Raw genomic sequence first — 18,924 nt, forward strand, 5'->3', positions numbered from 1 at the left:
GGCCCGATGTATCCGGGCTGCGTATACAGCGCTGTATCCGTGGACCGAAGAGTAGGCGGCCGGTGTTGCATGGGAATGTCCTGCGGTGACGAGTTCGTGACCCGTGTTACGGCCCGATTTCCGAACGCGCACACGCCGAGGTAGCACCCTATCCACACCACGAATAGCCGTCCGCGCCAGCAATTGCCGATGCGGATGCCTGCGAATTTCGCGGCTGTTCTCAGCGACGCGATCGGGCGACGGCCCGTTCGTAGCGAGCGATGACCGTCGGGAATCGGAACAGATCCGCCCACGTCCAGCGGACCACCTCGAAACCGAGGTCACGCAGGGCGTCCTCACGGAGCTTCTCGCGGCGTACCGTCTCGGCGGTGGTTCCGGGATCGCCGGCACCGTACTTGCCCATTCCGTCGAATTCGCCGACGATCCCGAAGTCCTCCCAGAAGAAGTCGGTACGTGCGACGAATCGGCCGTCGCTCGTCCGGACTTCGTGCTGCAGCGCGGGCGCCGGCAACCCGGCCTGGTGGATGCGGAGGCGGCTGATCGACTCGCCCGGGCTCTCGCTGCGTCCGTCCAGGAACGGCACGATGCGGCGCGCTGCGGCGATTCCCGTTCGCGCCCCGGCCCTCTGCAGTGCGGCGGCCAGTGCCGGCCGCAGGCTGGGGCGCCCGCGCAACGCGGAGTCCCCCGTCACCACCGCCTCCTCGGCGGTGACCGTCCTGGCCAGATCCGCGATCGTCCGGGCCGCAGAGGTGACACGGAACCCGTCGACGAGATCGACCTCGTCGGTCTCGAGCGAAGCGGCATGGATGTGCTGTCGTGGGCTGCGTCTACCGCCCGAGGCGCGATCGCGGGTCAGGTGGATGCGGGACAGGTCGGTGCGCCAGATGTCGAAGCCGTGGACGACGGCGGCGGAGACGTGGCTGATCGCGGCGCCCTCCCGCAACCGCGCCGCGGTCAACCGAATACGCAGCAGGTGGCGTCCCACGTCGTCGAGTTGCCCGGCACCTTCCCGGTCCACGTAGACGCCGGGCACTATCCGCTCGAGGTCGCCGGTGCGGATGCCGCGGCGGAGTTCAGCATCGGTGATGCCGGCGGCGAGCACGGCAGGGCGCAGCAGCGGAACAGGTTCGCTCATGCGTGTGAGGGTGCCCCGAAGACCTGCGCTGTGTCCGCCGCCGGAGGCCCGAGGCGGCGATCTGTGGATGAACCGTCCGCCTGTGGACGGAGGATCCGCGAACTTCGCAGTCAGGCGCGCATGCAATCGCTTTCGCGTACGACGATCACGCGCGCGGGTGTTACTTGATGAGGTAGGGGGATACCGAGCTCTGGTGCTCGTTGATGACGAGCTCCTTCCCGAGGGGCGGGAACGCGCGCTGGGGACAGTTCAGCCGCTCGCACACACGGCAGCCGGAACCGATGGGGGTACCGGGATTGCTGTCGTCGAGGTCGAGGCCGTCGGCATAGACGAGGCGGTGCGCGTGGCGCAACTCGCAGCCGAGACCGATCGCGAACGTCTTCGACGGCTGGCCGTAGCGGGCGGCGCGGCGCTCGACCGTGCGGGCGACCCACAGGTAGCGGCGCCCGTCGGGCATCTGCGCGAGCTGGGTCATGATCTTGCCCGGGTACGCGAAGGTCTCGTACACGTTCCACAGGGGACAGGTGCCGCCGCTGGTGGAGAAGTGGAAGCCGGTAGCGGACTGGCGCTTGGACATGTTGCCCGCCCGGTCGACGCGGACGAACGAGAACGGCACGCCGCGCAGCTTCGGACGCTGCAGGGTCGACAGGCGGTGGGCGATGGTCTCGTAGCTGACGGCGTAGAAGGCGGAGAGCCGCTCGACGTCGTATCGGAAGTCCTCGGCCATTTCGTGGAACTGCGCGTACGGCAGCATGATCGCCGCGGCGAAGTAGTTGGCGAGGCCGTGGCGGGCCAGGGCGAGAGAGGCCTCGCTGGTGAACGCGCCCTCGGCGACCAGCTTCTCGATCAGCTCCCCGCACTCGAGGTAGGCGAGCTCGGTGGCGAGCTTGAACACCTGCTGGCCACCCGACAGGCGCGCGGAGATCTCGAGGATTCGGGTGGCGGGGTCGAACCGGTGCAGGACGTTCTCGCCGAGGTCGACGCGACGGACGAGCTGCACGTCGTGCACCGTCTCCATGCGCTTGATGATGCCGCCGGAGATGTCGCCGCGGTGGAAGCGGATCCGGGTGGCGAGTTCCTCGGCGGCGGTGTCGAGATCGTGGAGGTAGTTCTGCCGCTGGTAGAAGTAGTCGCGGACCTCTTCGTGCGGCATGGTGATGGTGCCGGTGCCGCTGCCGTCGCTGTAGCGGTCCTCGGTGGCGGCGGCGAGCTGGGCCGTGGTGTTGCGGAACCGCCGGTGCATGTTGACCATGGCGCGCGCCAGCCCGGGGTGCGCCGACACCATCGCGGCGATCTCCTGGGCGTCGGCGTCGATGCCCATCTCCTGGTCGAGGGCCACCTCTCGCATCTCGGCGATGAGCCGGGTGTCGTCCTGGGACGAGAAGAACGTGGTGTCGACACCGAAGACCTCGCTGATGCGCAGCAGGACCGGTACGGTGAGCGGCCGCACGTCGTGCTCGATCTGGTTGAGGTAGCTGGCCGAGATCTCCAGGGTCTTGGCCAGCGCCGCTTGGCTGAGTCCCCGCTCGGTGCGCAGCTGGCGCAGGCGGGCGCCGACGAACGTCTTTGGCATCAGCCCAGCGTACGAGCGTCTACACAGCTTTGCAACGACAGGTTCGCAACGTTAGCTTTCTACTCGAGCCCCAGCCAGGACCCGGGCGCGAAGGCCTCGTAGTGGACGGCCTCGGGTGACACTCCCGCGCCGAGCAACGTCTGCCGGATCGACCGCATGAACGGGACGGGACCGCACACGTACACCTGCGGATCCTTCGGCAACGCGACGCCGTCGAGCGGGGTGTGGCCGTCCTCGCGGAGCTCTTCGAACTCGGAGTAGCGCGTCTGCATGCGGGCCTGCGGTAGCCGGTCGACCAGGGCCTGCGTCTCGGCGCGCCGCGCGTGGTCGTAGCTCGACCGGTCGACGTGCACGACGAGGACCTCGCGCTCGGAGCGGTGCGCGGCCAGGTGCTGCAGCGCCGCGAGCGTCGGAGTGATGCCGATGCCGGCGGAGATCAGCACCAGGGGAGCGTCGGCGTCCTCGACGACGAGGCTGCCGAACGGATGCGAGACGACGAGCTCGGTGCCGATGCCGACGCCCCCGACGAGGAGCTGGGAGACGATCCCGCCCGGGACCCGCTTGACGGTGACGGCCCACTCGCCCGGGACGTGGCTGCGCACGAGGGTGTACTGGCGGATCTGCCGGCTGCCGTCTCCCAGCGTGGTGGCGACGGAGATGTACTGTCCGGGAAGGAAATCCGGAAGCGGAGTGCCGTCGGGCGAGCGCAGGGTCAGGGTCGCGACCTCCGCGCCGTCGAACTGGACGTCCGTGACCACGACGACGCGCCAGATCTGACCGGGCCGGACACCGGCCTTGTCGTAGAGCGCCGCCTCCTGCTCGATGAGCGAGTTGGCCATCAGCGTGTAGACCTCGCGCCAGGCCGCGGCGACCTCGGGGGTGACCGCGTCGCCGAGCACCTCGCCGATCGCGGCGAACAGCTGGTGCCGGACCACGTCGTAGTGAGGAGCCTGGACGCCGAGCGAGGCGTGTTTGGCGGCGATCCGGGCCATGATCGCGTCGATGTCGGCGGCGTCCTCGGTGACGAGCAGCGTCGCGAAGGCGGCGACCGAACTCGCGAGCGCCTTCTGCTGCTCCCGGTTCTCCTGGTTGGTGCGGTTGAACAGATCCGTCCGCAGCGACGGCGCGGCCGCGAAGAGCTTCTCGTAGAACACTTCGGAGATCCGGCCGATGTGGGCGCCGACGACCGGGAGGGTGGCCTCGATCACCGGCTTCGACGTGGCGGAAAGGATGGCGCCCTCCTCGGCTCGTGTGCGACTGGGGAGTGGGCACGCCCGAGTGACGTGAACGACCCCGACTGGTCAACGCGAACATGCTAGACGAGCGATCTCGGTCGTCCGCCGATTCGACCGGCGCGATTACCCGATTTGCCGGACCCTCATGTGTGAAACCGGTCACAAAATCCGCCGCCCACCACGGCTCCGTCGCTGGTGGGCCGCGCGTGCGGGGGTGTCGGCGGCCGCCGGTCGGTGTGCCCACCGGGCGGTACAACGCCGAGGTGATTGCTACCGGCGGGTAGCTATCGGGTCCCGGGCCGGGTTCGTTGGAGGCGCCAAAGGTTTACAACCTTTGCAAAGCCGGAGGAAAAACTAGCGAAGATTGGCACTAGCAACAGGTAGACGGCACTTTCCGGGTGTGTCATTGTCGAGTGGTACATCCGAAAGGTTCGCGAAGGATGTGAAGTAGTACGCACGTACTGCAGAGCATTCAGCGTGGATCCGATCTAGAGAGTGGAGCTTAGATGTCGACCACCGGCACCCCGAGGACCGCTGAGGAAATCCAGAAGGATTGGGACACCAACCCGCGCTGGAAGGGGATCACCCGCAACTACACGGCCGAGCAGGTCGTCAAGCTGCAGGGCACCGTCGTCGAGGAAGCCACCCTCGCCCGCCGCGGCTCGGAGATTCTGTGGGACCTCGTGAACAACGAGGACTACATCAACTCGCTGGGCGCCCTCACCGGCAACCAGGCCGTGCAGCAGGTCCGCGCCGGCCTCAAGGCCATCTACCTGTCCGGCTGGCAGGTCGCCGGTGACGCGAACCTGTCCGGCCACACCTACCCGGACCAGTCGCTGTACCCGGCGAACTCGGTGCCGCAGGTCGTCCGCCGCATCAACAACGCGCTGCTGCGCGCCGACGAGATCGCCAAGGTCGAGGGCGACACCTCCGTCGACAACTGGCTCGCCCCGATCGTCGCCGACGGTGAGGCCGGCTTCGGTGGCGCGCTCAACGTCTACGAGCTGCAGAAGGCCATGATCGCGGCCGGTGTCGCCGGTTCGCACTGGGAGGACCAGCTCGCGTCGGAGAAGAAGTGCGGTCACCTCGGTGGCAAGGTGCTCATCCCGACCCAGCAGCACATCCGCACCCTGACCTCGGCCCGTCTCGCGGCCGACGTCGCCGACGTCCCGACGGTCGTCATCGCCCGCACCGACGCCGAGGCCGCGACGCTGCTGACCTCCGACGTCGACGAGCGTGACCGTGAGTTCCTCGACGGCACCCGCACCGCCGAAGGCTTCTACGGCGTCAAGAACGGGATCGAGCCCTGCATTGCGCGCGCCAAGGCGTACGCGCCGTACTCCGATCTGATCTGGATGGAGACCGGCGTGCCGGACCTCGAGGTCGCCAAGAAGTTCTCCGAGGCCGTCCGCAGCGAGTTCCCGGACCAGCTGCTCGCCTACAACTGCTCGCCGTCCTTCAACTGGAAGGCGCACCTGGACGACGCGACCATCGCGAAGTTCCAGAAGGAGCTCGGCGCGATGGGCTTCAAGTTCCAGTTCATCACCCTCGCCGGCTTCCACTCGCTCAACTACGGCATGTTCGACCTCGCCCACGGCTACGCCCGCCAGGGCATGACCGCGTTCGTCGACCTGCAGGAGCGCGAGTTCAAGGCCGCCGCGGAGCGTGGCTTCACCGCCGTCAAGCACCAGCGTGAGGTCGGCGCCGGCTACTTCGACGCCATCGCCACCACCGTCGACCCGAACACCTCCACGGCCGCCCTGAAGGGCTCCACCGAGGAGGGCCAGTTCCACTAGGAACCGGCAACCGGATGTAGGCGCGCGGCGGGATCTCGGACGACCAGGTCCCGCCGCCGCCGTATCCACCCCCTGTCAGAACCCCCTTTCACGACCCCCACATGACGAGTAGGAGCTGACGTGACCAGCGAAAAGATTCAGCGCGTCGGCGTGATCGGCGCCGGGATCATGGGCGCAGGTATCGCCGAGGTGTGCGCACGCGCTCATGTCGACGTACTTGTGTACGAGCAGACCCGCGAGCTCGCGGCTGCCGGGCGTGCCCGCATCCTCCGGTCCCTCGACCGCGGTGTCAGCAGCGGCAAGATCACCGAACGGGAGCGTGAGCAGGCCGCCTGGCGGCTGCGCTTCACCTCCGACCTCGGCGACTTCGCCGATCGCCAGCTCGTCGTGGAGGCGGTCGTCGAGGACGAGAAGGTCAAGGCCGAGATCTTCGCGGAACTCGACAAGATCGTCACGGATCCGAACGCGGTCCTGGCGTCCAACACCTCGTCGATCCCGATCATGAAGCTGGGTATCGCCACTACCCGACCCGAGCGGGTCATCGGCATGCACTTCTTCAATCCGGTTCCAGTGCTGCCGCTGGTCGAGCTGGTCACCACGCTCAAGACCGGCCCCGTGGTCTCCCAGCGCGCGGAGGCCTTCGCCTCCGAGGTGCTCGGCAAGCAGGTCGTCCGGTCCTCCGACCGGGCCGGCTTCATCGCCAACGCGCTTCTCGTGCCCTACCTGCTGTCGGCGATCCGGATGGTCGAGTCCGGCTTCGCCACCAAGGAGGACATCGACAAGGCGATGGTCCTCGGGTGTGCGCACCCGATGGGTCCGCTCGCGCTCACCGATCTGGTGGGCCTGGACACGGTCAAGTCGATCGCCGACTCGATGTACGGGGAGTTCAAGGAGCCGCTGTACTCGGCTCCGCCGCTCCTGCTGCGTATGGTCGAGGCCGGCCTCGTCGGCAAGAAGTCGGGCGCCGGCTTCTACGAATACGCCGACAACGGTCGTGCCGCCAAGAAAGTCAGCTAGGTAGGTAGCACCACACCGCACCTCGGCGCCCGTGTGCCGACAGCACAGCCGTCGCGCTGACTGTCGGGACACGGGCGCGAGGTGCATCGAGGGAAAGGTCGACCCCGAATGGCCAGCACTGCAGACGGATACGGCTCGAGCATCCTCGGGTATCCGCGCATCGGACCCCGTCGTGAACTCAAGCGTGCCCTCGAGGCCTACTGGCACGGCACCGGCACCCGCGACGAGCTCGTCGCGGTGGCCCGCGAGATCCAGGAGTCCACCTGGAGCGAGCTCGCCGCCACCGGGCTCACCCAGGTGCCCGGTAACACGTTCTCCTACTACGATCACGTGCTCGACAACGCGCTGCTGTTCGGTGCGATCCCCGAGCGGTTTCGCCCGCTCGTCGGCGAGCTCGACCCGCTCGACTTCTACTTCACGCTGTGCCGGGGCCGCGAGGACTTCCCGCCGCTCGAGCTGGTCCGCTGGTTCGGCAGCAACTACCACTACCGGCAGCCCGAGCTCGACGAGAACACCACCTTCGCGCTGAACTCGGCGGCGGTACTCGACGAGTTCGAGCGCGCCAAGGCCCGCGGCATCGACCTGCGCCCGGTCGTACTCGGTCCGGTGTCGCTGCTGCTGCTGTCCAAGGTCTCGCAGACGTCGGAGCAGGACGGGTTCTCCACCCTCGAGCTGCTCGACCGGCTGCTGCCGGAGTACGAGAAGCTGTTCGCGGAGCTCGCGCGCGCCGGCGCCTGGTGCGTGCAGCTCGACGAGCCCTCCTTCACCGAGGACCGCACCCCGGAGGAGCTCGCGGCCTTCGCGCGCGCCTACGACACGCTCTCCCACGCGCCGCTGCGCCCGCGCCTCCTCGTCACCGGCCCGTACGGTCACCTCGGCGAGGCGTTGCCCATCCTGGCCGCCACCAAGGTCGAGGCCATCGGTCTCGACCTGGTCAACGGCCGGATGAGCGCGGAGGAGCTGGCCGCGGTGCCGGGCCTCAAGCGCAAGCGCATCTACGCGGGGGTCGTCGACGGCCGCAACGTGTGGAAGGCCGACCGGCACCGCACGCTCGAGTACCTGAACAGCCTCGCGGCCGTAACGCCCGACCTGGTGGTCTCCACGTCGTGCTCGCTGCTGCACGTGCCCTACGACGTGCTCGCCGAGTACGACATCCCCGGCGACGTGGCCGACCGGCTGGCCTTCGCCAAGCAGAAGGTGGGCGAGGTGGTCTCGCTCGCCAAGGCGCTGACCACCGGCGCGGAGGAGCGGTGGCGCAAGCCGCCGACGTCGGTGCACTTCAAGCAGAAGCACACGATCCGCGCCCGCGTCAACGCACTGCGGCCCGAGCACCGGCGCCGGGTCCCGTACGAGGAGCGGCGCGCCGCGCAGCAGGAGCGGCTGAAGCTGCCGCCGGTGCCGGCGACCACACTGGGGTCGTTCCCGCAGACGGACGAGATCCGCAAGGCCCGCTACGAGCTGGGCGAGGGCCGCATGTCGTGGGACGACTACGTCAAGCGCATCCAGGAGGAGATCGAGTCCACCGTCCGGCTGCAGGAGGACATCGGCCTCGACGTGCTCGTCCACGGTGAGCACGAGCGCAACGACATGATCCAGTACTTCGCCGAGTTGCTCGAGGGCTTCGCCACGACGCACTTCGGCTGGGTGCAGGCGTACGGGTCGCGGTGCACGCGCCCGCCGATCCTCTACGGCGACATCGTGCGGCCGAAGCCGATGACGGTGGAGTGGATCGCGTTCGCACAGTCGCTGACCGACAAGCCGGTCAAGGGCATGCTCACCGGCCCGGTCACGATGCTGGCGCGGTCGTATGTGCGTCAGGATCAGCCCCTGCACGAGACGGCCGACCAGTTGGCGCTCGCCATCCGCGACGAGATCGCCGATCTCGAGCGGGCGGGCATCGCCATCGTCCAGGTCGACGAGCCCGCCATCCGGGAACTGTTGCCGTTGCGGCAGGACGGCCGGGCCGAGTACCTGGACTGGGCGGTCGACGCGTTCCGGCTCGCGACCGGCGGTGCCAAGCCCGAGACGCAGATCCACACGCACCTGACCTACTCCGGTCAGGCGTCGGTGGTCGACGCGATCGAACGGCTCGACGCGGACGTCACGGCGATCGTCGCGACCCGCTCGATCCGCTGGGTGCTCGAGGCCATCAAGGACAAGGCCCTCACGCACGGTGTCGGCCCCGGTGTCTACGAGAGCCGATCGGCGCGCATCCCCGACATCGACGAACTCGACGAACTGCTCAGCACCGCAGCGGAGTCCGTCGAACTCGACCGCTTGTGGGCCAATCCGGACGGTGGGCTCAAGACCCGGCACTACTGGCAGCTCGAGCCGTCGCTGCGCAACCTCGTCGCTGCCGCACGTCGTCTGCGGCGACGCGCGGCCGGGCAGTAGGCCGGCAGGCAGGACCGCGCCCGCCGACGCGCACCCGCGGACAGCCCCGCGGGTGCGCGTCGTTTCGCCGGCCGGTAGGCATGTATGCATGACTACCGTTGCCGCGTACGCCGCCACCGCGGCGGACAGCCCCCTCGTCAAGACCACCATCGAGCGGCGTGAGCTCGGTCCGCTCGACGTGCTCATCGAGATCAGGTACGCCGGGATCTGCCATTCCGACATCCACACCGCCCGCAACGAGTGGGGCGGCACCCGCTACCCCGTCGTGCCCGGCCACGAGATCGTCGGGGTGGTGAGCGCCGTCGGCGCCGAGGTGACCAGGCATGCCGTCGGCGATCGTGTCGGCGTCGGCTGCTTCGTCGACTCGTGCCTCGCGTGTGAGGCCTGCACCAGCGGCGACGAGCAGTACTGCACCAACCGGGTCACCGGCACCTACAACGCCGTCGGCCGTGACGGCGAGGTGACCCAGGGCGGCTACTCCACCCACATCGTCGTCACCGAGCACTTCGTCCTGAGGATCCCCGAGGGACTTGCGCTCGACGCCGCGGCACCGCTCCTCTGCGCGGGCATCACCCTGTTCTCCCCGCTCCGGCACTGGGGCGCCGGACCGGGCAGGAAGGTCGCCGTGATCGGGATGGGCGGGCTCGGGCACGTCGGCGTGAAGATCGCCGCGGCGATGGGTGCCGAGGTGACCGTGCTGGGGCACTCGCTGGCCAAGCGGGAGGACGGACTGCGCTTCGGTGCCGTCGACTACCGAGCGACGACCGATCCGCAGACCTTCAAGGACCTGCGGGGCACGTTCGACCTGATCGTCAACACCGTGTCGGTGAACCTCGACATGGATGCCTACCTGTCGCTGCTCGCCCGCAACGGCACCCTCGTCGAGCTGGGCCTGCCCGAACACCCCCTCACGGTCCGGGCGTTCTCGCTCGCGCAGAACCGGCGCAGCCTCGCCGGTTCCATGGTCGGCGGCATCCCGCAGACGCAGGAGATGCTCGACTTCTGCGCCGAGCACGGCATCGGGGCGGAGATCGAGGTCGTCTCGGCCGACCGGATCAACGAGGCGTACGACCGCGTCGTCGCGAGCGACGTGCGCTATCGGTTCGTGATCGACGCCGCCACCATCTGAGCCGGGCGGCAGGTGTGAGACCGCGGCGGCCGGGTACTCCCGCCACGTACCTCGAGACGTGGAGGAAATGTGAAGAAGGCGTTGTACCGGCCCGTGAGCCTCGCAGTGAGTTCCCTGGCGGGCGTCGCCGCCGGCATGGTGTTCCGGAAGGTGTGGGCGCTCGGCGCCGGCCAGGACGATCCGCCGGAGGCCATGGACAGTCGCTTCGGGTGGCGGGAGGTGCTGGTCTCCGCCGCCGTGCAGGGAGCGATCTTCGGTGCGGTGAGCGCGGCGGCGAACCGTGCGAGCGCGGTGGGCTTCCGCCGCGTCACCGGCACCTGGCCCGGGAAGGAATGACGACGCCCGGGGCCTGCGGGTCCTAGAAGCCCTCGCCCAGTTGTTCGCGCAGCTGGGCGAGGGTTTTCGTCAGCAGCCGTGACACGTGCATCTGGGACACGCCGACCCGTTCGGCGATCTGGGTCTGGGTCATGTTCCCGAAGAACCGCAGCAGCACGACCGTGCGCTCACGTTCCGGCAGGGCGGCCAGCAACGGGCGCAGTGCCTCGTGGTTCTCCACGTGCGCGAGCGCGGCGTCGTAGTCGCCGAGAGTGTCCGCCAGGGTGACGCCGTCGTCCCCGGCCGGGGCCGGACGGTCGACCGAGACCGCCTGGTACGCGTTGCCGGCGACGAGGCCCTCCGCCACCTCCTCCGGATCGAGGTCCAGCTCGGCGGCGAGTTCGGCAGCCGTGGGGGCGCGGCCCAGGCGCTGTGACAGTTCCCCGGTCGCCTTGCTCAGCGCCAGATGCATCTCCTTCATCCGGCGCGGCACCCGCACCGCCCAACCGGCGTCGCGGAAGTGCCGGCGTACCTCGCCCATGATGGTCGGAACCGCGAAGGACACGAAGTCCGAGCCCCGCTCGGGGTCGAAACGGTCCACGGCGTTGACCAGTCCGAGGCGGGCGACCTGCAGGAGGTCGTCGAACGCCTCGCCGCGGCCGTCGAACCGGCGGGCGATGTGTTCCGCGAGTGGCAGGCATCGTTCGACCAGGCTGTCCCGCAGGACTCCGCGCGCGGGATCGTCCTCGTCGAACGTCGCCATTTCCTCGAAGCGCGGAATGACGTCGGCGTATTCGTCGGCGGCTCGGCCGCTGCGCCGTTGGGCGCCGGTCCCCGTCACAGAACAGCGCTGCCGTCGATCAGGGACACGTCGATCGTGGTGACGGACCCCTCGTCGGTCTCGTCCACCTTCACCTCGACCGAGTCGGCGAGCGCGTTGAGCACATGCCAGCCGAAGGTCCGCGAGTCCGCCGTCAATCCACCGTCCACCGTGGGAGCGGACGCGCTGATCCGCAGTGCCGGCGGCATGGCCTGGAATCGGCACGACAACGTCGCGCCCTTGGGGGCCCGGGTGATCAGCCGGGTGCCCGCCTCGTCGATCGCGAGCTTGACGTCGGCCACCGCGTCGAGGTCGAAGCCCTGCTGCAGAGCGATGGCGGCGGCGACCGCGCGCAGGACGGGGAGCTGGCCTGGTTCCGCCCGTACCCGCAACTCCACTACGGGGTGGGTGCGTTCGAGGGCCGAGTCGATCGGTGCCGTGTTCGCCATGTGTGTCGTTTCTCCGTTGCGGCAGGTTGGGGGCCCCGGGCGAGCGGGTGTTCATGGCGAGACTACCCGCGGCGCGGGGTTCTCAATCATGCGGAACGCGTGCGGTCCGGGGCCCCACCGCGCCGGGCCGATCCGCCCTTTGCGGTGCCGCAAGGGCTGCCGTAGGGTATGGGTGAGGTTGAGCACACAGCCTGACTCGGAGGCGCCGCACGTTCGCGGTGACCGGTGTCGGTGCGGTCCCCGCTCTGTCGACGCTTCCATCCCCTTTCCACGATGGGAAGCTCATGTCTGTCGTTTCTCAGCGCAAAGTCACCTCGCTGTGGGTCACCCGATCGGATTGCTCGCCGGTCTCCTTCTTTACGTCTGCCGGGGCCGATTTCACCACCGAGAGAATCAGTTCCGGCCTTGTGCGGGTCGCGGTGGCGGGCGAACTCGACATGCGCAACGCCCCGGCGTTACGCAGCTACGCCGGCGACCGGCTGCACACGTCGTCGCGCCTGGTGCTCGATCTTTCCGACGTGGAGTTCTTCGGGTCGGCGGGACTGACCGTGTTCGACGAGCTCGACACCTTGGCGCGGCGCCGAAGTTCCCGGTGGGCACTCGTGGCCGGGCGACCGGTACACCGGCTGTTGCGGGTGCTCGGCGACCCGGTCTACGCGCACGCCTCGCTCGAGAGCGCGATCCACGCCCTGCGGGTTCCGGCCTGATCCGTCGCTCCCGAGGCGAGTCCTCCGGTCCGGGCGCGGGTCACACCGGCTTCGGGAGCTTCGGGGGGCGGTTGCCGCGGGGATCGACCGCCAATACGAGCAGCAGCACGCCCAGCACCAGGTGCAGCCAGTTGTCGGCGGCGTTGACCGGCACCACATTGGCGTCGCTGTCGTGGCCCACGAGCATGCCGAAGGCCGACAACGCGAGGTACCCGGCGCCGCCCACGATCAGGTAGATCCGCGACGCGCGGATCCGCCGGGCGGCAAGGATCCCCGCGGCACCGTAGGCCAGGTGCAGCGCGTTGTGGGCGATCGAGACCCGGAACAAGCCCAGCAGATGCGCATTCGACTCCTGCCCCGCGAGGGCCATCGAACCGTATCCGCTGGTCAGTCCGGGCACGAATCCCAGCGCCCCGATCAGGAGGAACACGATGCCGACCGCGAAGGCATAACCCTGGATCCGGGTGCGCTGCACCCTGGGATACGGGCTGGGTCGGATCATCGTTCCTCCATCGGGGTGCGCGGGGCACCGCGCCCCGGGACGGAGGGATAGCCCGGGCGGGCCGCCCCGAAACCCCACCGCGACCGTCGTAGCGGCGGCTCAGCCCGCGACGAGGACGCCGGACGAGATCGACCCGTACACCAGGGTCAGAACCATCAGCCCCCAGCCCGTGCCGTGCCAGATCGGCCACGTTCCGCCCACGCGCCACACCCGGTAGGTCTGCACGAACGCACCGACGGCCCCGAGGAGCAGGATCGCGGTGGGGCCGAGGGCCAGGACGAGCCGCGCAGGGTCGGTGCACACGAGGAATTCCTCGTCGGCGCATCGGTCACCGCTCGCGGCGGCCCAGATCGCGACCGCCGCCATCAGCAGCAGGGCGGCGGCGACGATCACGGCCGCGTACCGCACCGCCGCGCGGGCGGTGCGCGGGTCCCGCCATCGCTTCTCCACATCCTGCGTCACGGCACCTCCCTACGTCCGGTCGGCCCTACGTCCGGTCGGCGCGGTCGGTGAGCGCGGCCTGACCCGACTGCCGGGCGCAGTGCGCGCAGCAATACATGGTGCCGTCGGCCTCGACCCCGTGCCCGAGAATGCGGCAACCGCAGTGGGCGCACTGCGGAGCCATCGCCTGTGCCGCGCACTCGAAACTGTCGAACGTGCCCGAGACGTCGCCGCGGGTGACGGTGAAGGTCTTGTCGTAGTCGTTGCCACAGGTGTCGCACGTGGCCATCACGGTCCTCCTCTCCGAGTTCCTGTCCCCCGGAACGGGTGCCCCACGTTCGGTCACGTCAAACGGTTCACACCGTCGTCGCCGGCCGGATCCGCGGTGCCGCCAGACCGAGGCCGAGCATGGTCACCGCCAAGCCGAGGTGCAGCCAGTTGTCCGCGTCGTTGACCGGCAGGACGTTGGCGCTGCCCTCCGGCCGGACGATCAGCCCGTACAGGAACAGCGCGAGGTAGATCAGGCCGCCCACGATCAGGTACCAGCGGGACAGATCTGCGCGGCGCGCCGCGACCACGCCCGCCAGACCGAAGACCAGATGCACCACGTTGTGCAGGACGGATACGGCGAACACGCCCAGGAGCAGGGCGCCGGACTCGTGGCCGAAGGCCAGTTCGTCGTAGTTGCTCGTCACCCCGGGGACGAAGCCGGCGATCCCGACGACCACGAAGAGCGTGCCCGCCGACAGTGCGCCGAGCTGGACGATGGAGCGGGTGCTCTCCGGCTGGCCGGCGCGCTGCGCGGGCTCGAGTGGTTCGGTCATGTCCGGCGGGTACCCGCGAAGGGCGGCACCAACCTTGGGCCGGCTGCCCGATGCGGTTTGACCGGGCGGACCGCCGGGAACCCGACGGACGTGGTCCGCTGGTGGTCGAGGCCTGTCGACGGGTTCCCCGGGGCCGCCGACCATCGAGAGAAAGGAGAGGGCGATGAACGTCCCGGATCCGCGAAATGTCCCCGACCCGCAGGCGCACCGCAGCACCGATCCCGACCCCGCCCGCACGCCCGACCTCGAACCCGGCGGCGGCGTCGCGCCCGGCTCGACACCGCCCGACTCGGGCACCACGTCCGGACTGTCGGCACCCGAGCCGCGCACGCGGAATCGATTCCCGCCCACCGGAATCCTCACGATCGCCGCCGTGGTGATCATCGTGATCGTCTTCCTCGTGGCGATCGTGGGCATCCTCATGTGACACACCGTTCTGGACGGTTTGCCCGGCCCGCCGCGGGGTACTCGGGTTTCGTAGGTGAGCAACGCCCGACGAGGGAGATTCGCATGGCAGAGAACACGAGTGGTCCGAGCGAAGGCGTCAAGGGCGTCGTCGAAGATGTCAAGGGCAAGGCCAAGGAGGCGGCCGGCGCCGTCACCGGCAGCGACGAACTCACGCGCGAGGGACGGGCACAGCAGGACAAGGCCGAGAGCCAGCGTGAGGCCGCGAAGAAGGAAGCCGAAGCGGAGAAGGCACGCGCCGACGCAGAGGTCGACGAGGCTCGCCAGCGCTCGCACCAGCAGTGAACCGGTGAACGGCCGCGCAGGCGGTCGTGCCCGTCGTTCGTCCACGACCCGGGGGCCGTTCGGCTCCCGGGTCATCGTCCCGGAGGAGACGCGATGCGCATCCTGACGTTCGTGGTCCTGGTGTGGCTGGTGATCGGTGCGATCGCAGCCGGGCAGCGGGGGTACTTCACGGAAGCCGAGCAGAACTGCGCCGACTTCGCCACCGTCGCGGTGACGGTGATCGCGGGGCCACTCAACTACGCCGGAGTCAATCCGAAGGTGGAGTGCGAGCTTCCGCAGCCGAGTCCGTGACCGGACCCGCGGGCCTGCGCGGTGACGGGACCCGCTCGTGCGCGGTCATGAGCAAATGGTCGAATGCGTTGCGCAACGTCGCCGGTGCGTCGAGTCCGGTGGTGGCGTCCCGGACGAGTTGCTCGGCGAGCGCGCGGAGCTTGACATTCGACTCCTGGGACCGCCAGGTGAGGATCTCGAAGGCGCGGTCCGCCCGAATCCCGTAGACCACCATGAGCATGCCCTTGGCCTGTTCGATGACCGCGCGGTGGTGCGCGAGCGCCGAGACCGCCTCGTCGACGCTCTCCCGGACCTCGTCGTCGTACGCGTCGGACAGGTCCACATAGAACCCGGCCGTGCCGATCACCCGCCCTCGCTCGTCGAGCATGCGGTCGCCGATCACGACGACGGGCCGGACCGTCCCGTGCGTGTCGATGATCCGGTGCCGGCTGCTGAACGGCTCGCCGTTGCGCTGCATGGCGCCCAGCACGGCCGCGACATGAGCCTTGTCCTCGGGGTGCTTGTGCTTCAGCAGCAGGTCGGTGGTGGGCCGTACGGTTCCCGGGACGTACCCGTGCATCCGGGCGAGGTCGTCCGACCATTCCCAGCTGTCTTCGCGGACCAGGTAACGAAAACTTCCGACCCGCTGCGGCTTCCCGCTGGCGAACACCCGTTCGAAGGCGTCGTCCACCCGCTCCGGGGTGTCGCCGGCGTCCACGAGCGGTTCCCTCATGCAACGATTATGCCTCCGGTGACGGGCACTACCGCCGCGGGATCGCGTGAGTGATCTGCTCTATCCGGTGTGTTGCTCCGCGTTCGCGAACACGTCGACGAGGGCGGTGCAGAAGGCGGGCAGATCCTTCGGATTGCGGCTCGACACCAGGTTCCCGTCGACCACCACTTCCTCGTCGACCACGTTCCCGCCCGCGTTGCGGATGTCCGTGCGGACACTGGGGTAGGACGTCAGCGTCCGCCCCCGGACCGCATCGGCCTCGACCAGCGTCCAAGGGCCGTGACAGATCACCGCGACGGGCCGGCCCGACTCGACGAAGTCCCGCACGAATGCCACGGCGGCCGGATCCTGGCGCAGATGATCGGGGTTCGTGGTGCCACCGGGCAGGATCAGCGCGTCGAAGTCCGACACCGACGCCTCCGACACCACCTGGTCGACCGGATATCTGCCGGCCGCGTTCACGTCGGACTTCATGGCCAGGATCTCGCCGGGTTCGAGCGACAGCAGGCGCACCGCGCCGCCCGCCTTCTCGACCGCCCGTCGCGGCTCCACCAGCTCGACCTCCTCGACGCCGTTCGTGGCGAGGACGGCGACCGTGCGTCCCGCCAACCGGCCGTTTCCCGAGTCGCTCATCGCGAAGTCGTCCTTTCGTCGTGGACAGGTTCCCCGATCGCGTACCCGAGGCCGGCGACCGGGAAACGTCACTCCTGCGCCAGATCCCGGGTGGCAGGGCCTTCGAGCAGGCGCCCGTCCGCGGCGAAGCGGGAGCCGTGCAGCGGGCAGTCCCAGGAGGCTTCCGCGTCGTTCCACCGCAGCACGCCACCCAGGTGGGGGCACACCGCGGACACCCGGTGCGTGGTGCCGTCGACGGTGCACACCCCGACCGGGCGGAGCTTCTCGCGGCGCACCGAGCCGCGGCCCTCCGGCGGGGACGCGCCGTCGCCGGACAACTCGGCCCGCACCCATCCGCGCGTCATCTCCACCGCGACCGCGGCATTGAGCCGGGTCGCTGCCGGAAGATCGAAAAGCTGTGTGGGACTCCAGGCCTGGAACGCCGACCCCCATTCCGGAGCCGTCTCGCCGAGAATGCGGGCCGACAGCAACCGCGCCGCCGCCACCGCGTTCGTCATGCCCCACTTGCCGTAGCCGGTGCCCACGAGCAGCCGATCGTTGCCGGGCAGCAGCGGGCCCACGTACGGCAGGTGATCGAGCGTCGAATAGTCCTGCGCCGACCAGCGCGCCACGGTCTTCGCGCCCGGGAAGTGGCGCCCCGTCCACGCCACGAGATCGTCCGCGGCGCCGCGATGGTCGTGTGCACGTCCGACGGTGTGGCCGTTGCCGCCGACGAGGAAGTACCGGCCCCCGTAGGCCGTGCGCAGCGACCGTGTGGGCGAATCCACCGACAGATACATCCCGCTCGGAGTGTCGCCCGGTACCTCGAACGCGGCCGCGTACGACCGCTGGGGCTCGAGCCGGGCGAAGAACCCGCCGCGGTCGAGGATCGGCGTCCCCGTCGCCAGCACGATGTGCCCGGACCGCACCTCGTCGCGATCGGTGACGGCCACGCATCCGTTCCGGTCCGAGCGGACCTTCCGGACCCGGCAGCCGGTGAACAGGGCACCGCCGCGCTCCCGCAATTCGCGGACCAGTTCGTGCAGCAACGGCATCGGATCGATCTGCGCCTGATCCGGCAGCGTCACCGCCGCGGCCACGGGGTACGGCAGTTCCGTCTCCGTCGTCATGCGGGCGTCGAGACCGGCCGCGCGGCAGGCCTCGTGCTCGGCGCGCACCGTGGCCACGCCCTCCTCGCCGGCACTGTAGGTGAAGGCGGCCGTGGATTCGAGCGGCAGGTCCCGCTCCCGGCACAGTTGCACCACCCAGCGTTGCGCCTCGAGGTTTCCGGCCACGTAGTTTCGCAGGACGTCGCGGGAATGGCCCCGGGCGATGCTGGAGAGGGTGCTGCCCTGCAGCAGGCTGACCTTGCCGGTGGTGTTGCCGGTGGTGACGGCGCCGACCGTGCGGGCCTCGAGGACGGCCACGCGGTGTCCGGCGCGCGCGAGCAGGAGGGCGGTGGCCACGCCGGTAAGGCCGGCGCCGACCACCACGGTGTCGAAGCGGGCCGGGCCCCCGGGCCACGGCGTGTCGTCGATGCGGGCGGTGTCGGTGCGGGAGAGCCACAGTGAGGTCACCTGTGGGGGATGCCCCGTGCCGCGCCCGGGAAACCCGCGCGGTTCCCCGGGTGCCCACCGGGGTATCCGCGGCGCGACGCGCCCGTGCACGGGTACGGGAGGGGAAGCGAACGGGATGAGGTTGCGGCGCAGCAACACGTCCGGGCCCGGGATCCGGCGGGTGCGGCGCGGCCGGGGATTCACCTACCTGGACGCGGACGGCGTTCGCGTGACCGACGAGGCCGTGCTCGCCCGCATCGACGAGCTCGTCATCCCTCCGAGGTGGCGCAGGGTGTGGATCTGCCCTCACCCGGACGGGCACATCCAGGCCGTGGGCACCGACGCCGCCGGCCGGCGGCAGTACCTGTACCACCAGCGGTGGCGCGAGGAGCGCGACGAGGAGAAGCACGACCGGGTGCTGGCAACACGCCCGCCGTGGCGCGGGCGTCGTACGTCGATCCCCGCGTGATGCGTGCGTGGGAGGAGGGCCGCACGATCCGCGCCGCCCTGCGGCGAGCCGCACGGTGCACCGACCCGGACGAGTCCCGGGCGGTCGTCGAACGCGCCGTGATCCGGTTGCTGCGCAGGGCCTGACCCGGCCCCGGGGTTGGGTCGGCGCGGCAGGGGTATCCGACGGGGGCGCTCACGGGCACGGACGAGGAGGCC

General features: G+C 69.6%; 22 protein-coding genes and 1 pseudogene. 11 read left to right on the top strand and 12 right to left on the bottom strand.

All coding sequences use genetic code 11. From position 1 onward, the window contains the following. Positions 1-220: 220 nt before the first annotated feature. From G6038_RS15485 to G6038_RS15495, 3 genes are all read right to left on the bottom strand, one after another. Positions 221-1,135: a hypothetical protein gene (locus G6038_RS15485; protein WP_165038728.1), complete on the bottom strand. Its 915-nt coding sequence runs from the start codon at positions 1,133-1,135 to the stop codon at positions 221-223. Between the two features lie 160 nt (positions 1,136-1,295). Then, complete coding sequence (gene ramB / locus G6038_RS15490; protein ID WP_165038729.1) at positions 1,296-2,708, bottom strand: acetate metabolism transcriptional regulator RamB; 1,413 nt, start codon at positions 2,706-2,708, stop codon at positions 1,296-1,298. A 59-nt stretch (positions 2,709-2,767) separates the two neighbouring features. Continuing rightward, positions 2,768-3,916, bottom strand: a complete 1,149-nt coding sequence (locus tag G6038_RS15495; RefSeq protein WP_165038730.1) for a globin domain-containing protein — start codon at positions 3,914-3,916, stop codon at positions 2,768-2,770. Between the two features lie 533 nt (positions 3,917-4,449). On the opposite strand from G6038_RS15495, the gene aceA reads away from it, so the two are divergent. From aceA to G6038_RS15520, 5 genes are all read left to right on the top strand, one after another. Beyond that, on the top strand, positions 4,450-5,739 hold the full coding sequence (gene aceA / locus G6038_RS15500) for an isocitrate lyase (protein WP_165038731.1): 1,290 nt from the start codon (positions 4,450-4,452) through the stop codon (positions 5,737-5,739). A gap of 120 nt (positions 5,740-5,859) precedes the next feature. Beyond that, a complete protein-coding gene (locus G6038_RS15505; RefSeq protein WP_165038732.1) occupies positions 5,860-6,756 on the top strand; it encodes a 3-hydroxybutyryl-CoA dehydrogenase in 897 nt (298 codons plus the stop codon). 108 nt (positions 6,757-6,864) lie between these two features. After that, complete coding sequence (gene metE, locus G6038_RS15510) at positions 6,865-9,150, top strand: 5-methyltetrahydropteroyltriglutamate--homocysteine S-methyltransferase (RefSeq protein ID WP_165038733.1); 2,286 nt, start codon at positions 6,865-6,867, stop codon at positions 9,148-9,150. Between the two features lie 88 nt (positions 9,151-9,238). Further along, positions 9,239-10,279, top strand: coding sequence for an NAD(P)-dependent alcohol dehydrogenase (locus G6038_RS15515; protein WP_165038734.1), 1,041 nt, complete (start codon positions 9,239-9,241; stop codon positions 10,277-10,279). A 69-nt stretch (positions 10,280-10,348) separates the two neighbouring features. Beyond that, positions 10,349-10,615: a DUF4235 domain-containing protein gene (locus G6038_RS15520; protein WP_161994996.1), complete on the top strand. Its 267-nt coding sequence runs from the start codon at positions 10,349-10,351 to the stop codon at positions 10,613-10,615. A 22-nt stretch (positions 10,616-10,637) separates the two neighbouring features. Here G6038_RS15520 and G6038_RS15525 read toward each other — a convergent pair whose 3' ends face one another. Both G6038_RS15525 and G6038_RS15530 read right to left on the bottom strand, forming a co-directional pair. Beyond that, positions 10,638-11,435, bottom strand: a complete 798-nt coding sequence (locus G6038_RS15525) for a SigB/SigF/SigG family RNA polymerase sigma factor (RefSeq protein ID WP_165038735.1) — start codon at positions 11,433-11,435, stop codon at positions 10,638-10,640. Further along, entirely contained in the window at positions 11,432-11,863 is a 432-nt protein-coding gene (locus G6038_RS15530; RefSeq protein WP_165038736.1) for an ATP-binding protein, read from the bottom strand. The genes G6038_RS15525 and G6038_RS15530 overlap by 4 nt, the downstream gene beginning before the upstream one ends. Positions 11,864-12,270: 407 nt before the next feature. Here G6038_RS15530 and G6038_RS31880 point away from each other — a divergent pair, with 407 nt between their 5' ends. Next, the gene (locus G6038_RS31880) at positions 12,271-12,570 is read left to right on the top strand and encodes an STAS domain-containing protein (protein ID WP_346772828.1); all 300 of its coding nucleotides are present in this window, start codon (positions 12,271-12,273) and stop codon (positions 12,568-12,570) included. A gap of 40 nt (positions 12,571-12,610) precedes the next feature. On the opposite strand, the gene G6038_RS15540 is transcribed toward G6038_RS31880, so the two are convergent. The 4 genes from G6038_RS15540 to G6038_RS15555 all read right to left on the bottom strand — a co-directional run bounded on the left by G6038_RS15540 (position 12,611) and on the right by G6038_RS15555 (position 14,337). Continuing rightward, the gene (locus G6038_RS15540; RefSeq protein WP_165038738.1) at positions 12,611-13,072 is read right to left on the bottom strand and encodes a DUF4383 domain-containing protein; all 462 of its coding nucleotides are present in this window, start codon (positions 13,070-13,072) and stop codon (positions 12,611-12,613) included. Positions 13,073-13,171: 99 nt separating this feature from the next. Beyond that, positions 13,172-13,534: a hypothetical protein gene (locus G6038_RS15545; protein ID WP_346772829.1), complete on the bottom strand. Its 363-nt coding sequence runs from the start codon at positions 13,532-13,534 to the stop codon at positions 13,172-13,174. A 25-nt stretch (positions 13,535-13,559) separates the two neighbouring features. After that, on the bottom strand, positions 13,560-13,802 hold the full coding sequence (locus tag G6038_RS15550; RefSeq protein ID WP_165038739.1) for a hypothetical protein: 243 nt from the start codon (positions 13,800-13,802) through the stop codon (positions 13,560-13,562). 67 nt (positions 13,803-13,869) lie between these two features. Then, positions 13,870-14,337 carry a DUF4383 domain-containing protein gene (locus G6038_RS15555; RefSeq protein WP_165038740.1) on the bottom strand — a complete coding sequence of 156 codons (468 nt, stop codon included), beginning with the start codon at positions 14,335-14,337 and terminating at the stop codon, positions 13,870-13,872. A 163-nt stretch (positions 14,338-14,500) separates the two neighbouring features. On the opposite strand from G6038_RS15555, the gene G6038_RS15560 reads away from it, so the two are divergent. The 3 genes from G6038_RS15560 to G6038_RS15570 all read left to right on the top strand — a co-directional run bounded on the left by G6038_RS15560 (position 14,501) and on the right by G6038_RS15570 (position 15,378). Next, positions 14,501-14,764, top strand: a complete 264-nt coding sequence (locus G6038_RS15560; protein ID WP_165038741.1) for a DUF6480 family protein — start codon at positions 14,501-14,503, stop codon at positions 14,762-14,764. Between the two features lie 83 nt (positions 14,765-14,847). Then, positions 14,848-15,087 carry a CsbD family protein gene (locus G6038_RS15565; RefSeq protein WP_165038742.1) on the top strand — a complete coding sequence of 80 codons (240 nt, stop codon included), beginning with the start codon at positions 14,848-14,850 and terminating at the stop codon, positions 15,085-15,087. 93 nt (positions 15,088-15,180) lie between these two features. Further along, positions 15,181-15,378 carry a hypothetical protein gene (locus G6038_RS15570; RefSeq protein WP_165038743.1) on the top strand — a complete coding sequence of 66 codons (198 nt, stop codon included), beginning with the start codon at positions 15,181-15,183 and terminating at the stop codon, positions 15,376-15,378. On the opposite strand, the gene G6038_RS15575 is transcribed toward G6038_RS15570, so the two are convergent. From G6038_RS15575 to G6038_RS15585, 3 genes are all read right to left on the bottom strand, one after another. Beyond that, positions 15,335-16,090 (bottom strand): PAS and ANTAR domain-containing protein, encoded by a 756-nt coding sequence (locus G6038_RS15575; RefSeq protein WP_165038744.1) that lies wholly within the window; start codon positions 16,088-16,090, stop codon positions 15,335-15,337. The genes G6038_RS15570 and G6038_RS15575 overlap by 44 nt on opposite strands. A gap of 60 nt (positions 16,091-16,150) precedes the next feature. Continuing rightward, positions 16,151-16,723 carry a type 1 glutamine amidotransferase domain-containing protein gene (locus G6038_RS15580; RefSeq protein WP_165038745.1) on the bottom strand — a complete coding sequence of 191 codons (573 nt, stop codon included), beginning with the start codon at positions 16,721-16,723 and terminating at the stop codon, positions 16,151-16,153. Between the two features lie 68 nt (positions 16,724-16,791). Then, the gene (locus G6038_RS15585; protein ID WP_165038746.1) at positions 16,792-18,279 is read right to left on the bottom strand and encodes an FAD-dependent oxidoreductase; all 1,488 of its coding nucleotides are present in this window, start codon (positions 18,277-18,279) and stop codon (positions 16,792-16,794) included. Between the two features lie 115 nt (positions 18,280-18,394). Here G6038_RS15585 and G6038_RS31380 point away from each other — a divergent pair. Both G6038_RS31380 and G6038_RS31885 read left to right on the top strand, forming a co-directional pair. Continuing rightward, positions 18,395-18,679, top strand: a pseudogene (locus G6038_RS31380) (DNA topoisomerase IB); the annotation flags it as partial. Between the two features lie 47 nt (positions 18,680-18,726). After that, positions 18,727-18,852, top strand: coding sequence for a hypothetical protein (locus G6038_RS31885; protein ID WP_276613851.1), 126 nt, complete (start codon positions 18,727-18,729; stop codon positions 18,850-18,852). Positions 18,853-18,924 lie beyond the last annotated feature (72 nt).

The sequence above is a fragment of the Rhodococcus sp. 14C212 genome, assembly GCF_011058195.1.
In the GTDB taxonomy this organism is placed as follows: Bacteria; Actinomycetota; Actinomycetes; order Mycobacteriales; family Mycobacteriaceae; genus Rhodococcus; species Rhodococcus aetherivorans.

What these genes read in the sequence shown, in the direction of transcription:
- G6038_RS15485 (WP_165038728.1), bottom strand. Translation starts at nt 1,135, where the DNA reads ATGAGCGAACCTGTTCCGCTGCTGCGCCCTGCCGTGCTCGCCGCCGGC.
- ramB (WP_165038729.1), bottom strand. Translation starts at nt 2,708, where the DNA reads ATGCCAAAGACGTTCGTCGGCGCCCGCCTGCGCCAGCTGCGCACCGAG.
- aceA (WP_165038731.1), top strand. Translation starts at nt 4,450, where the DNA reads ATGTCGACCACCGGCACCCCGAGGACCGCTGAGGAAATCCAGAAGGAT.
- metE (WP_165038733.1), top strand. Translation starts at nt 6,865, where the DNA reads ATGGCCAGCACTGCAGACGGATACGGCTCGAGCATCCTCGGGTATCCG.
- G6038_RS15515 (WP_165038734.1), top strand. Translation starts at nt 9,239, where the DNA reads ATGACTACCGTTGCCGCGTACGCCGCCACCGCGGCGGACAGCCCCCTC.
- G6038_RS15530 (WP_165038736.1), bottom strand. Translation starts at nt 11,863, where the DNA reads ATGGCGAACACGGCACCGATCGACTCGGCCCTCGAACGCACCCACCCC.
- G6038_RS15540 (WP_165038738.1), bottom strand. Translation starts at nt 13,072, where the DNA reads ATGATCCGACCCAGCCCGTATCCCAGGGTGCAGCGCACCCGGATCCAG.
- G6038_RS15550 (WP_165038739.1), bottom strand. Translation starts at nt 13,802, where the DNA reads ATGGCCACGTGCGACACCTGTGGCAACGACTACGACAAGACCTTCACC.
- G6038_RS15555 (WP_165038740.1), bottom strand. Translation starts at nt 14,337, where the DNA reads ATGACCGAACCACTCGAGCCCGCGCAGCGCGCCGGCCAGCCGGAGAGC.
- G6038_RS15560 (WP_165038741.1), top strand. Translation starts at nt 14,501, where the DNA reads ATGAACGTCCCGGATCCGCGAAATGTCCCCGACCCGCAGGCGCACCGC.
- G6038_RS15565 (WP_165038742.1), top strand. Translation starts at nt 14,848, where the DNA reads ATGGCAGAGAACACGAGTGGTCCGAGCGAAGGCGTCAAGGGCGTCGTC.
- G6038_RS15570 (WP_165038743.1), top strand. Translation starts at nt 15,181, where the DNA reads ATGCGCATCCTGACGTTCGTGGTCCTGGTGTGGCTGGTGATCGGTGCG.
- G6038_RS15575 (WP_165038744.1), bottom strand. Translation starts at nt 16,090, where the DNA reads ATGAGGGAACCGCTCGTGGACGCCGGCGACACCCCGGAGCGGGTGGAC.
- G6038_RS15580 (WP_165038745.1), bottom strand. Translation starts at nt 16,723, where the DNA reads ATGAGCGACTCGGGAAACGGCCGGTTGGCGGGACGCACGGTCGCCGTC.
- G6038_RS31885 (WP_276613851.1), top strand. Translation starts at nt 18,727, where the DNA reads ATGCGTGCGTGGGAGGAGGGCCGCACGATCCGCGCCGCCCTGCGGCGA.